The 12563-nt window shown below is 65.3% G+C and carries 12 protein-coding genes; 8 read left to right on the top strand and 4 right to left on the bottom strand.

The genetic code is table 11. The features are described from left to right. The first annotated feature begins 14 nt into the window (after window positions 1-14). The 3 genes from ACSHT2_RS18535 to ACSHT2_RS18525 all read left to right on the top strand — a co-directional run bounded on the left by ACSHT2_RS18535 (window position 15) and on the right by ACSHT2_RS18525 (window position 2898). Window positions 15-947 carry a sugar-binding protein gene (locus tag ACSHT2_RS18535; protein ID WP_440635594.1) on the top strand — a complete coding sequence of 311 codons (933 nt, stop codon included), beginning with the start codon at window positions 15-17 and terminating at the stop codon, window positions 945-947. A gap of 118 nt (window positions 948-1065) precedes the next feature. Then, window positions 1066-2043: an aldo/keto reductase gene (locus ACSHT2_RS18530; RefSeq protein ID WP_440635592.1), complete on the top strand. Its 978-nt coding sequence runs from the start codon at window positions 1066-1068 to the stop codon at window positions 2041-2043. 3 nt (window positions 2044-2046) lie between these two features. Continuing rightward, on the top strand, window positions 2047-2898 hold the full coding sequence (locus tag ACSHT2_RS18525) for an amidohydrolase family protein (protein ID WP_440635590.1): 852 nt from the start codon (window positions 2047-2049) through the stop codon (window positions 2896-2898). Window positions 2899-2973: 75 nt separating this feature from the next. Here ACSHT2_RS18525 and ACSHT2_RS18520 read toward each other — a convergent pair whose 3' ends face one another. Beyond that, the gene (locus ACSHT2_RS18520; RefSeq protein ID WP_440635589.1) at window positions 2974-4203 is read right to left on the bottom strand and encodes an ABC transporter substrate-binding protein; all 1230 of its coding nucleotides are present in this window, start codon (window positions 4201-4203) and stop codon (window positions 2974-2976) included. A 116-nt stretch (window positions 4204-4319) separates the two neighbouring features. Further along, on the bottom strand, window positions 4320-5246 hold the full coding sequence (locus ACSHT2_RS18515; protein WP_440635588.1) for a methyltransferase domain-containing protein: 927 nt from the start codon (window positions 5244-5246) through the stop codon (window positions 4320-4322). Between the two features lie 190 nt (window positions 5247-5436). Here ACSHT2_RS18515 and ACSHT2_RS18510 point away from each other — a divergent pair, with 190 nt between their 5' ends. From ACSHT2_RS18510 to ACSHT2_RS18490, 5 genes are all read left to right on the top strand, one after another. Continuing rightward, a complete protein-coding gene (locus ACSHT2_RS18510; RefSeq protein WP_440635587.1) occupies window positions 5437-6474 on the top strand; it encodes a ligase-associated DNA damage response exonuclease in 1038 nt (345 codons plus the stop codon). Next, complete coding sequence (locus ACSHT2_RS18505) at window positions 6471-8132, top strand: ATP-dependent DNA ligase (RefSeq protein WP_440635586.1); 1662 nt, start codon at window positions 6471-6473, stop codon at window positions 8130-8132. The genes ACSHT2_RS18510 and ACSHT2_RS18505 overlap by 4 nt, the downstream gene beginning before the upstream one ends. 213 nt (window positions 8133-8345) lie before the next feature. Next, complete coding sequence (locus ACSHT2_RS18500) at window positions 8346-8651, top strand: DUF6460 domain-containing protein (protein ID WP_440635585.1); 306 nt, start codon at window positions 8346-8348, stop codon at window positions 8649-8651. 21 nt (window positions 8652-8672) lie between these two features. Then, complete coding sequence (locus tag ACSHT2_RS18495; RefSeq protein WP_440635584.1) at window positions 8673-9407, top strand: MBL fold metallo-hydrolase; 735 nt, start codon at window positions 8673-8675, stop codon at window positions 9405-9407. 1 nt (window position 9408) lies between these two features. Beyond that, window positions 9409-10734, top strand: a complete 1326-nt coding sequence (locus ACSHT2_RS18490) for an MATE family efflux transporter (protein ID WP_440635583.1) — start codon at window positions 9409-9411, stop codon at window positions 10732-10734. 140 nt (window positions 10735-10874) lie between these two features. Here ACSHT2_RS18490 and ACSHT2_RS18485 read toward each other — a convergent pair whose 3' ends face one another. Then, window positions 10875-11972, bottom strand: coding sequence for a quinone-dependent dihydroorotate dehydrogenase (locus tag ACSHT2_RS18485; RefSeq protein ID WP_271527265.1), 1098 nt, complete (start codon window positions 11970-11972; stop codon window positions 10875-10877). Further along, the gene (locus tag ACSHT2_RS18480) at window positions 11969-12313 is read right to left on the bottom strand and encodes a DUF952 domain-containing protein (RefSeq protein ID WP_440635581.1); all 345 of its coding nucleotides are present in this window, start codon (window positions 12311-12313) and stop codon (window positions 11969-11971) included. The genes ACSHT2_RS18485 and ACSHT2_RS18480 overlap by 4 nt, the downstream gene beginning before the upstream one ends. Window positions 12314-12563: the final 250 nt, after the last annotated feature.

Here is a 12563-nt window from a genome sequence, read left to right as displayed (position 1 = left end):
GGGTGGAGGAGACAATGAGGAAACTTCTGCTTGCCGGCATCGCGGTTGCGATGATGGCGACGCCGGCGTTCGCCGCGAACTACCGCTTCGTCATCGTGCCCAAGGCGATGAACAATCCGTTCTTCGACTTCGCGCGCGATGGCTGCCTCAAGCGCGCCAAGGAGCTCGGCAACATCGAGTGCATCTACAAGGGGCCGGTGGAGCATGAGCCGGCGACGCAGGCCCAGATCATCCAGGACTTCATCACCCAGAAGGTCGACGGCCTCGCGATCTCGGTTGCCGACGTCGCAGCCATGACCAAGTCGATCGAGGCGGCAACCGCCGCCGGCATCCCCGTCATCACCTTCGACGCCGATGCCCCGGGCTCCAAGCGCATCGCCTATATCGGCACCAACAACAAGGAGTTCGGCCTGGCTCTCGGCAAGCAGCTCCTGAAGATGCGGCCCGATGGCGGCAAATACGCCATGGTCTCGGGCGGTCCCGGCGCCAAGAACCTCGCCGAGCGCGTCGATGGCGTGCGCGAGGCACTGAAGGGCTCGAAATGGACCGAGGTCGCGGGTTCCCCGACCTTCTGCAACGACGATCCCGCGCTGGCGGTCCAGCAGATGACGGACATGCGCACCGCAACGCCTGACTTCGCCGCCATCGTTCCGATCGGCGGTTGGCCGATGTTCGCTCCTGAGGGTTTCAAGGCCTTCGCGTCCAGGAACAAAAAGGACATCGATTCCGGCAAGTTCACGCTGGTCGTAGCCGATACGCTGAAGATGCAGCTCGAGCTGCTGCGCGACGGCTATGCCAACGCGCTGGTCGGCCAGCGTCCGTTCGAGATGGGCGAGAAGGCCATGGACACGCTGCTCGCGATCAAGAAGGGCGAGAAGGTGCCGGAGATCGTCTACACCGGCCTCGATCTCGTCACCAAGGACAACGTCGCGCAGATGTTGAAGTAGGAGCGCCCCAGCCCCGTGCTCCCACATGTCTATCCCGCTTGCGGTTTGCGCAAGCGGGAGAGATGATTTGGGCTGTTGGAAGAAGACTGTGGAAGAAGACTGCTGGAAGGCAATGGGAATGAAAATGTCGCGGCTCGGCGCTCTCGACGTCACCTCAATCGGCCTTGGTTCCGCCCCGCTCGGCGGATTGTTCTCTCCCGTCAGCGATGCCGATGCGCAAGCGACGATTGAAAGGGCCTGGTCGCTCGGCGTCCGCTTCTTCGATACCGCGCCGCTCTATGGCTTTGGCCTTGCCGAGCGGCGGCTGGGTGCATTCCTGCGGCAACAGCCGCGCGACTCCTACGCCATCTCGACCAAGGTTGGCCGTCTGCTGCGCGCACCGGATGGCAATGCCACGGAGGACGAGCACTACAAGGGCACGCCGCGCGAGCGGCCGGTGTTCGATTTCAGCCATGACGGCGTGATGCGATCGGTCGAGGAGAGCCTGGCGCGCCTTGGGCTCGACCGCGTCGACGTCCTGCTCGTGCATGATCCCGACGACCACTATGACGACGCCGTCACCGGCGCCTTCCGTGCGCTCCAGCGCCTGCGCAGCGAAGGCACGGTCAAGGCGATCGGCGCCGGCATGAACCAGTCGGAGATGCTGGTTCGCTTCGCCGAGGCCGTGCCGGTCGACTGCTTCCTGCTCGCCGGCCGCTACACGCTGCTCGACCAGGGCGCGCTGGATGCGCTGTTTCCGGTCTGTCGGGCGAAGCATATCGGCATCCTGCTCGGCGGCATCTACAACAGCGGCGTTCTGGCCAATCCGCGGACCTCCGCGAAGTTCAACTATCAGGACGCCGATCCGGCGCTCGTCGCGCGTGCGCTCGAGCTCGACGCGCTCTGCCGCAGGCACGGCACCGAGCTGAAAGCCGCCGCGCTCCAGTTCTGCATGGCGCATCCGGCGGTGACGGTCGCCGTGATGGGCGCGCGCAATGCCGTGGAAGTGGTCGACAACATCGCGATGTCGGAGAAAGCGGTGCCGCCCGCGTTCTGGCAGGAGTTGCGCGCACGAAAGCTCGTCGATGCGCGGGCGCCGTTGCCGGGCGGAGTGTAAGGCATGATCATCGACGGCCACCAGCATTTCTGGGACCCGGCACGCGCCGACTATCCCTGGATGGAGGCGGACGAACTCGGCCCGATCCGCCGCGCCTTCGGTCCCGCCGATTTCGCGCCGCTCATGAAGGCCAACGGCATCGACGCAAGCATCCTCGTGCAGTGCCGCTCCGCGCTGGAGGAGACCGAGGAGTTCCTGCACATCGCGCACGAGAATCCCTTCGTCGTCGGCGTCGTCGGTTGGGCTGATCTGACGGATGGAGCCGTCGACGAAACGCTTGATCGCCTGCGCGCTTTGCCCGGCGGCGGCAAGCTGGTTGGTATCCGCCACCAGGTCCACGATGAGGCTGATCCGGATTGGCTGCTCCGCGAGGATGTCCAGCGCGGTCTCACGGCCGTTTTCGCTCGCAATCTCGCCTACGATCTCCTCGTTCGCACCCGCGAGCTGCCGGCCGCGATCGCGACTGCGCAGGCCTTTCCGCAAGCGCGCTTCGTGCTCGATCACGCCGCCAAGCCGCCGATCGCCGACGGCGGGAGCACCGAATGGGCCGACCGCATCGCAGCGTTAGCTGCCTGCGGCAATGTCTGGTGCAAGATCTCAGGTCTGGCGACCGAGGCGGTCTGGAATGACTGGGATGTGGAACGGCTGCTTCCGTTCGTCGAGCACGCCGCAGAATGTTTTGGCGAGGACAGGCTGATCTTCGGCTCGGACTGGCCAGTGTGCCTGCTTGCGGGGAGTTACGGCGAGATCAAGACCGCGCTGGAGGCCTGCCTGGCGAGGCTTGGCCCGCGTGTGCGGGACAAGGCTCTTGGTGTGAATGCGACGCAGGCGTATCGGCTGGGCATCCTAGGTTAGCGCGAAGCGCCGGCGTCGTCCTGCCTCTCCTGACAGAGCAGGAGAGGGGAGGCCAGGCGGATTTCGTCCCGCCACCTACTCCGACATCGGCTTGTCGGAAATGTCCCAGTCCTTGCCGGTGAAGGTGGAGATGAACAGCGTCTTCATCGGCGTGTAATTCTCGGGCGTGTAGCTGTAGGTGACGCCGTCGAGGAAGTAGGGCGAGTGAAAGCCAGCGAGCGTCGATGCCTGCTTCAGCACGTTGGCGCGGGTGAGCTCGTCGCCGCAGCGGCGCAGGATCTCGCCCATGGTCACGGCCTGGCCGTAGCCAGCAAAGGCGATGGTGTTGTCAGGGTCGATCGCCGGCGTGTACTTCTTGCGCAGTTCCTCGAACGCCATCACGTCGGGGTCCTTCTCCCATTTGGGCAGGCCGACCTCCTTGTTGTAGCGGATAGCGACGATGCCGGCGGCGTTCTCGAGGCCGGCGGCGCTGAGGATGGAACGGCCGGTCGAGCCCGCCGACAGCAGCTGCAGCGGCTTCCAGCCGAGCTCGGCCACCTTACGAATCGACTGCGACGACGCCTTGCCGGTTGAGATGTTGTAGAAGACGTCGGCGCCTGACTTCGAGAGATTGATGAGCTGGGAATCGACGGTCGGCTCGGTGAGATCGTAGGTCTGCTCCATGATCACCTGCGCGGTGCCGCCGGCATCGGCCAGCACCTTCTTGAAGGGACCCAAGAAGTCGCGGCCGAAATCGTCGTTCTGGTAGAGGATGCCGATCTTCGCGTTCGGCTTCACGCTGACGACGTGCCGGGCCAGGATGCGCGCCTCGGTCGGATAGAGCGGCAGCCCCGCCATCGTCCATTTGAACTCTTTTGGGTTGTTCCACTTCGATGCGCCGGTGTTGAGCAGCAGCTGCGGCACGCCCTTGGAGTTCAGGTATTTGTGCACGGCGGTCTGCGGCGCGGTGCCGAGCGAGCCATAGAGCGCCAGCACTTCCTCCTGCTCGACCAGGCGCCGCGTCGCCTCGACGCATTTCGGCGCGCTGTAGGCGTCGTCCATGGTGAGGAATTTGACCTTGCGTCCATTGATGCCGCCCTTCTCGTTCAGCATCTGGAAATAGGCTTCGCCGATGCGCCCGAGCACGCCGTAGAGCGAGCCGGGGCCGGAATGGGGCACGGTCTGTCCGATCTTGATCTCGGTGTCGCTGGCGCCCGCATCGTATTTCTTTTCCGCAGCCCAGACATGAGGTGCGGGCAAGGTGGATGCAGCGATGGTGGCGAGCGCGGCGGCGCTGAAATCGCGCCGCGATGGATTCTTCGTCATTATTTGTTTCTCCCTAGCGAGAGCATTGTGCTGGCATCGCAGCTCGGCTCGCAAGTGGGAAGTCGCAGCTTTGCGACGCAATGACGCTCAAATCGCTGCGGATCCAGCGCCTAGACTCAAGTTTTCTCGGCAACGACGACGAGACCGCGGACCGGCTCGTTGTTCTCGATGCGCGGCGAGGCCGGCTCCAGTGTCAGCAGCTTGAGGTTCGCCTTGGCGATCGCGGCGCGGACATATTCCGCTGAGTGGGCATAACGCAGGCGTTCACCGAGAACGACACCGCTGCCATCGTGCGTCTCCAGCGTGCAGGCGAGCACGCCGCCGGGCGCGAGCACGCGCTTCGCTTCATTCAGCAGCGGCGCAAGATCGGCGACGTAAACGAACGCATCCGCAGCGACGATGAGGTCCGCGCTCGCATCCGTCTTGCCGCGCAGGCCTTCGATCATGTCGGCGACCTCGAGCTCGGCATAGAGCTTCGTGGCGCGCGCCTCCTTGATCATGCCAGACGACAGATCGATGCCGACGAAATGATCGACCTGCTTGGCGAACGCGACAGCCGCAAGCCCGGTGCCGCAGCCGAGATCGATGGTCCGCTTGAAGTAGGCCGGCTTCTTCGCCGCGCCGCGCGCGGCGAGCACAGCCTTGAAGATCAGCGCCGGAGCGCGATAGCCGAGATCGTTGACCAGCGTGTGCTCGAAGCGTGGCGCGTACTGGTCGAACAGGGTCTGCACGTAAGCCTTGGGCATCTCCGCCATCTCTGCGTCGCCGAGCCGCACCAGATGCAGACCGGCGCCGTGCCGGTCCGCGGGATCGCATCGGCGCGCTTCCCGAAACGCCGCGATCGCCTTGTCGCGCTCGCCGAGTTGCTGGCGGATTTCGCCGAGCGTGAACCAGGCGGAGGTGAAGTTCGGCGCAAGCTCGATCGTCTGCTCCAGGAGGTCTGCGGCGGCCGCCAGGTCGCCCTTGAGCTGGAGGTCGCGCGCGAACTCGAAGCGGCGGTCGGCCATGAGATCGCCGGAGGACAGGAACAGGCGCAGGGGCATTCGGAACTACTCGTCATTGCCAGGCTTGACCCGGCAATCCATCAAAAAATCGACTGTTCAGGAGGATGGATGCGCGGGGTCCCGCCTCCGCAAATTGGCTTTCGGCGGGCTTTTACACTGCCAGGCCGGCGAAGCCTAGCGCCAGCGCAAGACCGGTTAATTTGAAGCGTCCGCTCCCTATATGAATCCCATGCGTCCGCGAGACATCCTGCTGCCAACTGCTGCCGGCCTGTGCTGCAAGCCCGGCGGCTTTCATATCGATCCTGTCCGCCCGGTCGAGCGGGCCGTGATCACCCACGGCCATTCCGACCACGCCCGTGCCGGCCATGGCGCGGTGCTGGCGACGCAGGAAACGCTCGACATGATGAGGCTGCGCTACGGCGAGAACTTTGCCGGATCGACGCAAGTCATCCGCTATGGCGAGGAGATCCGGCTCGGCGACGTCCGCGTCAAATTTCACCCGGCCGGCCATGTGCTGGGCTCGGCGCAGATCGCGGTGACGTGCAAGGACACCTGCATCGTCGCCTCCGGCGACTACAAGGACGCGGCCGATCCGACCTGCGCGCCGTTCGAGCTGGTGCCCTGCGACGTTTTCATCACCGAGGCCACTTTTGGCCTGCCGGTATTCGGGCATGGCGATGCCGCGGACGAGGTGAAGAAGCTGCTGGCCTCCGTCGCGCTGTTTCCGGAGCGCGCCCATCTGGTCGGCGCCTATTCGCTCGGCAAGGCCCAGCGCGTGATCGCGCTGCTGCGGCAGGCCGGCTATGACGCGCCGATCTACCTGCATGGCGCCATGGAGACGATCACGCACTACTACCAGAGCCGCGGGATCGCGCTCGGCGAGCTGAGGCCGGTGAAGGGCGTGAAGAAAGCGGTGCTGGCCGGCACCATCACACTGGCGCCGCCCTCGGCGACTTCCGATCTCTGGACGCGGCGCTTTCCCGATCCCGTCACCGCCTTCGCGTCGGGGTGGATGCGCGTGCGCGCCCGGGCGCGGCAGCGCGGCGTGGAATTGCCGCTGGTCATCTCCGACCACGCCGATTGGGATGGCCTTACCGCTACCATCGGCGCGACCGGCGCGGGCGAGATCTGGGTCACTCACGGCCAGGAAGATGCGCTGGTGCATTGGTGCCGGAGCAAAGGCCTGAAAGCGCGGCCGCTCGATCTCGTCGGCTATGGCGACGAGGAGGAGAGCGAGGCGCCGATTCCGGACGAGGCCGAAGCATGAACCGCTTCGCCGAACTGCTCGACCGCCTCGCTTACGAGCCCGGCCGCAACAACAAGCTGCGGCTGATCACCGGCTATTTCCGCGAGGTCGGCGATCCCGACCGCGGCTATGCGCTGGCCGCGCTGACCGGCGCGCTCAGCTTCAAGCATGCCAAGCCCGCGCTGATCCGCGAGCTCATCGCGGCGCGCGCTGACTCGGTGCTGTTCGGGCTCTCCTATGATTATGTCGGCGATCTCTCGGAGACGGTGGCGCTGATGTGGCCGAAGGCCGCGCTGGCCGCCCACAACAACCCACCACCCCCATCCCTCACCGATGTCGTCACCACGCTGCGCACGCTCGGAAAGACCGAGTTGCCGAAGCAGCTCGAGCGCTGGCTTGACGAGCTGGATGAGACCGGCCGCTGGGCGCTGCTCAAGCTCGTCACCGGCGCCCTTCGGATCGGAATTTCCGCCCGCCTCGCCAAGACCGCGGCTGCCGCACTCGGCGACAAGGATCCGCATGAGGTCGAGCTGATCTGGCCGGGCCTCTCGCCGCCCTATCTCGACCTGTTCGCCTGGCTGGAGGGACGCGCCGAAAAGCCGGTCAATCGCGATCCAGCGCCGTTCCGGCCCGTGATGCTGGCGCATGCGATCGAGGATGCGGATTTCGCCGCGCTCGATCCCGGCGACTACATTGCCGAATGGAAATGGGACGGCATCCGCGTGCAGGCGGTGGCGGGGCGGGACGATCGCGGCCACGTCACGGCGCGGCTCTATTCGCGCACCGGCGAGGACATCACGGGAAGCTTTCCCGACCTCGTGCCGTCGCTGCACCTGCCCGGCGCCATTGACGGCGAGCTCCTGATCCTGCGCGAGGGCCGCGTGCAGAGTTTCAACGTCCTGCAGCAGCGTCTCAACCGCAAGGTCGTCTCGCCAAAGCTGATCAAGGAGTTTCCGATCCACCTTCGCGCCTACGATCTGCTTGGCGACGACGAGAATGATTTGCGCGAGCTGCCTTTCGCCGAGCGACGTGAACGGCTGGAGAGATTTGTCAAGAAGCTCGACGATCCTCGCATCGACCTGTCGCCCACCGTCCCCTTCACAAGCTGGGACGCGCTGACCGCCGCGCGCGCCGATCCGGCGAGCGTAGGTGCCGGCGAGAATGCGGACGCCGTCGAGGGCGTGATGTTGAAGCGGCGCGATGCGCCTTATTTGCCCGGGCGGCCGAAGGGCCAGTGGTGGAAGTGGAAGCGCGATCCGCACATCATCGACGCCGTGCTGATGTATGCGCAGCGCGGCCACGGCAAGCGCTCGTCCTATTATTCCGATTATACGTTCGGCGTCTGGACCGGGGGCGAGGGCGGCGACGAGCTGGTGCCGGTCGGCAAGGCCTATTTCGGCTTCACCGACGAGGAGCTGCTCCAGATCGACCGTTTCGTCCGCCGCAACACCACGGAGAAGTTCGGCCCCGTGCGTCATGTCGTGCACGAGGGCGACAAGGGGCTCGTGCTGGAGGTCGCGTTCGAGGGTCTGCAACGTTCGCCGCGACACAAGTCCGGCGTCGCCATGCGCTTTCCCCGCATCAGCCGCCTGCGCTGGGACAAGCCGCCGCGGGAGGCCGACCGGCTGGAAACGCTGGAGAAGATGCTGAAGGCGGAAGCGGCGGAGATTGACGTTTGAGGCGTGAGGCTCGATGTCGCCGCGACGGCAGTCCGCTCCCTCTCCCGCAAGCGGAAGAGGTTAAGGAGCCCGCGGCCGGCGGCGCGCCACGACGGGAAGCTCCGGCGGCACGCCCCGAATTAAACTCCAGTAACCCGATTGACGCCTCGTTGCGGGTTCCCCATGTGCCTCGCCGTGCCCTATAATGGGGTCGAATCCCCTGAGGAGTTTGCGATGGTCCAAGACGTCAGAGATTTGCCGGCCGGCCGCAGCGACGGCCTGCACCGCTTTCTCGGCGGCTCCCCGCTGGCGGTCGCGTTCCGACTGGTCCTGCTCTCGATCCTGGTTGGCGTCGTGCTGGCCGCGATCGGCTTCGACCCCTGGAACATCATCCAAAGCATTCGTCTCTTGTTCCAGCGTCTCTGGGATCTCGGCTTCGATGCCGTGAGCTGGCTGTGGCGCTACTTCCTGCTCGGCGCCGTCATCGTGATCCCGATCTGGCTGCTCTCGCGTGTCTTCGGCGCGCCGCGCGGCCGGTGAGATTTTGAGGGCTCGCTGCCGATGCAATTGCGCTTTGTCGGCTGCGGCGATGCTTTCGGCTCTGGCGGCAGGCTCAACACCTGCTTCCATGTCTCGGGGCGCGAGGCCAACTTCCTGATCGATTGCGGCGCGTCGGCTCTGCCGGCGCTGAAGAGGCTCGAGATCGACTGCAACGAGATCGATCTGATCCTGATCACGCATTTCCACGGCGACCATTTTGCCGGCCTGCCGTTTATCCTGCTCGACGCGCAATTCTCACGGCGGACGCGACCGTTGACGATCGCGGGTCCGCAAGGCATCGCGGCGCGGCTCGCCCAGGTGATGGAAGCGCTGTTCGAGCATTCCTCGAAGACCAAACAGCGATTCGAGCTGAACGTGGTCGAACTCGCCCCCGAGCAAAGCCAGAGCTTCGGCGCGGTGACGGTGACACCCTATCCGGTCGTGCACGGCGAATCCGGCGGGCCTTTCCTGGCCTATCGCGTCGAGGCCGAGGGCCGCACGCTCGCCTACAGCGCCGATACCGAATGGACGGAGACGCTCATTCCGCTGGCGCATGGCGCGGACCTTTTCATCGCGGAAGCCTACATGTACGAGAAGGTGGTCAAGAACCATCTCAGCCTGAAGACCTTGGAACAGCACCTGCCCGCGATCGGCGCCAAGCGGCTCGTCCTCACCCATATGAGCGACGACATGCTGTCGCGTCTGGGCGAAGTGCCGCATCTCGCTGCAGAGGACGGCATGGTGCTCGTGTTCTGACATGCACGCACCGGTTCATCCCAGGATCAGCTCCCGACAGGTGTTCTCCATCGCGGGTCCGGCGATGGTCGCGAACCTGACCACGCCGCTGATCGGCGTGGTCTCGACCACCGCGATCGGACGGCTCGACGATGCCGCGCTGCTCGGCGGCGTCGCGATGGCCTCCGTCATCTTCGACTGCCTGTTCTGGCTGTTCGGCTTCCTGCGCATGAGCACGCTCGCCTTCACCGCACAGGCGCAGGGCTCTGGGGAGACGCGCGAGCAGACCGCGATCCTGGTGCGCGGCTTCGTCGTTGCCGGCCTGATCGGCACCGCGCTGATCGCGCTGCAACTGCCGCTGACCTCGGTGCTGTTCGACCTGATGGGCGGCAGCGAAGGCGTGACGCGCGCGGCGAAAACGTACTTCATGGTGCGGATCTGGTCATCGCCATTCGCCTTCGCCAATTACGTGGTGCTCGGCTGGCTGGTCGGGCAGGCCCGCGCCAATCCCGCCCTTGCGCTCCAGGTCGTCATCAACTTCATCAACATGGTGGCGACGATCCTGCTGGTGCTTGTCTACGACACCGGTATTGCGGGCGCGGCGATCGCCGCGCTGCTTTCGGAGACGATCGGATTCGCGCTGGGCGTGATCGTCTGCCGGCGCTATGCCGCCGGAGGCTTCAGGGTGCCCCGCGCAACGCTGTTCAATCGCGCAAAACTGATGCGTCTGCTGGCGGTGAACTCCGACATCATGATCCGCACGGCGGCGCTGATCGCCGTGTTCCTGTTCTTCACCGCCAAGGGCGCGCGGGCCGGCGACGTCACGCTCGCCGCGAACTCGGTGCTCAACAATTTCCTCCTGGTCAGCGCCTTCTTCCTCGACGGCATTGGCAACGCGGCCCAGCAACTCTGCGGCCGCACCTTTGGCGCACGCGACGCAAAAGGTTTCCTGGATTCCACCCGGCTGGTGCTGCTGTGGGGCCTCGGCTTCGCGCTGGTCGTTGCGGTGCTATTCGCGCTGTTCGGCCCGGCCCTGATCAATTTCATGACAGCGAGTGAAGATGTCCGCCGCGCAGCGCGCGACTTCCTGCCGTTCATCGTGCTTGCGCCATTGCCGGGCGTGTTCGCCTTCGGCTTCGACGGCATCTATGTCGGCGCGACCTGGGCGCGCGAGATGCGCAATCTGATGCTGGTTTCGCTCGCGATCTTTTTCGGCGTCTGGCTGGCGCTGCAATCCTTCGGCAATGCAGGACTATGGAGCGCGCTGATCGCGTTCTACGTCGCCCGGGGCGGCTTGCAGGGTGCGCGCTATCCGGCGCTGTATCGGGCGACGTTCCCGAAGCTGTAGCTCTCGTGTCCCGGACGCGCTGCAGCGTGAAACGCTGCTGCGCAGAGCCGGGACCCAGAGCGCCGCCACATGGGCCCCGGCTCTGCAGCGCACCACGCCGAAGTCGGCGCGCTGCGCTGCGTCCGGGGCACGGAAGGGCATCACATCCCCGGCCAGTCTTCCGCCGTAAGCGTCGCCGCATCAGCACCGACGATATCGGAGAGCGAATCCCGTCCCGTGCGGAGCAGCGTCGAGGTCAGGTCGCGCTTGATCTCGTCGACGAGGCCGAGACCCTTGTAGACCAGCGACGAATAGAGCTGGATCAGGCTGGCGCCGGCGCGGATCTTCGTCAGCGCGGCGCCGCCCGAATCCACACCGCCGACGCCGATGAGCGGGAAAGCACCCTCGACACGCACATAGGTTTCCGCGACCATGCGCGTCGACAGACGGAATAGCGGACGGCCGGATAGGCCGCCTTGCTCCTTCGCCCGCACCTGCTCGCGCAACGTGCTCGGCCGCGCGACCGTGGTGTTCGACACGATCATGCCGTCGACCCGGCGCGAACGCGCGACCTGCACGATGTCGTCGAGCTGGGCAAGGCTCAAATCCGGCGCGATCTTGAGCAGCACCGGCGTGTCGCCCGCCTTCTGGCGCACCCGCTCGCGGGCGTCGATCACGTGTGCGAGGAGATCGTCGAGCAGCGCGCCTTCCTGCAGATTGCGCAGGCCGGGCGTGTTCGGCGAGGAGACGTTGACGGTGAAATAGCTCGCCACCGGCGCAAAGGTTTCGATCAGCTTGACGTAGTCGGCGACGCGGTCCGGCGAATCCTTGTTGGCACCGACATTGACGCCGACGATGCCGCCGTGCTGCGCGCGCGCGGCAAGCCGGCGCAACGCAACCTCCGCACCGTCATTGTTGAAACCCATGCGGTTGATGATCGCCTCGTCGCGCTCGAGCCGGAACAGCCGCGGTCGCGGATTGCCTTCTTGCGGCTTCGGCGTCACCGAGCCGATCTCGACGAAGCCGAAGCCGAGTCGCAGCAGCGCGTCCGGAACCTCGGCGCTCTTGTCGAAGCCCGCGGCCATGCCGATCGGATTGGGAAAGTTCAGCCCGAAGGCGCGCACCGCGAGCTTGGGATCATCGGCACGCGGCTTCGCCGGTGGCAGGAAGCGCAGGCCCTGGATCGCGAGGCGATGCGCATCTTCGGGGTCGAGCCAGCGCAGCACCGGCAGCGAAAAGGCGTCGAACGCGCGGATCACGGCAACAGCTCCGGAACATCGTGACCGCCGTCGGAGCGCATGTTGAGGTTGATCACCGCGATCACCGCACCGATATCGAGGTCGCCATAGAGATGCGGAAACAGCTCGTCATTGCGCGAGCGCTCCCAGCGCAGCTCGCTGCCGAGCACGTCGCCGTCGACCTCGACCAGGAACAGCGCACGCTGCCCGAAATAGTGTTTGCGCAGGGTCTCGGGAACCTGGCCAGCGGTCGAGAAATGGATGAATCCGTCGCGCGCGTCATCCGCGCTGCCCCGGTAGGCACCCTGTCGTTCCGCCTCGCGCCAGGCCGAGGCCGGACAGATTTTGTAGATCTTGACCACCGCTTCCGCAGCCTTGTTTGTTCTTTGAGTTTTTTGGGTTTTTTCGTCTCTCGCGGGTCCGCAAAACCCGGACGCGACCGTAAAGGCCGTCCCTTCCGAACTCAAGACTTAGAGTCCTTTCCGTTCCGATGAAATCGGAGCGGGGTCCCAGATTCCTGTTTTGACGCGTTTTCGTGACGCGAACCGGTACCCACTTCGCTTGGAAACGCTGTCCACCGCCGCCTCTTGCGCGAAAAACGGAAAACCGGTT

Origin of the sequence: Bradyrhizobium sp. PUT101 (assembly GCF_052043945.1) — a bacterium.
Taxonomy (GTDB): Bacteria; Pseudomonadota; Alphaproteobacteria; order Rhizobiales; family Xanthobacteraceae; genus Bradyrhizobium.
The sequence above is the reverse complement of the archived record's forward strand: the minus strand, read 5'-3'. Positions and strand labels throughout refer to the sequence as shown.

Coding starts and splice junctions, on each gene's coding strand:
- ACSHT2_RS18535 (WP_440635594.1), top strand. CDS start 15: ATGAGGAAACTTCTGCTTGCCGGCATCGCGGTTGCGATGATGGCGACG.
- ACSHT2_RS18530 (WP_440635592.1), top strand. CDS start 1,066: ATGAAAATGTCGCGGCTCGGCGCTCTCGACGTCACCTCAATCGGCCTT.
- ACSHT2_RS18525 (WP_440635590.1), top strand. CDS start 2,047: ATGATCATCGACGGCCACCAGCATTTCTGGGACCCGGCACGCGCCGAC.
- ACSHT2_RS18520 (WP_440635589.1), bottom strand. CDS start 4,203: ATGACGAAGAATCCATCGCGGCGCGATTTCAGCGCCGCCGCGCTCGCC.
- ACSHT2_RS18515 (WP_440635588.1), bottom strand. CDS start 5,246: ATGCCCCTGCGCCTGTTCCTGTCCTCCGGCGATCTCATGGCCGACCGC.
- ACSHT2_RS18510 (WP_440635587.1), top strand. CDS start 5,437: ATGCGTCCGCGAGACATCCTGCTGCCAACTGCTGCCGGCCTGTGCTGC.
- ACSHT2_RS18505 (WP_440635586.1), top strand. CDS start 6,471: ATGAACCGCTTCGCCGAACTGCTCGACCGCCTCGCTTACGAGCCCGGC.
- ACSHT2_RS18500 (WP_440635585.1), top strand. CDS start 8,346: ATGGTCCAAGACGTCAGAGATTTGCCGGCCGGCCGCAGCGACGGCCTG.
- ACSHT2_RS18495 (WP_440635584.1), top strand. CDS start 8,673: ATGCAATTGCGCTTTGTCGGCTGCGGCGATGCTTTCGGCTCTGGCGGC.
- ACSHT2_RS18490 (WP_440635583.1), top strand. CDS start 9,409: ATGCACGCACCGGTTCATCCCAGGATCAGCTCCCGACAGGTGTTCTCC.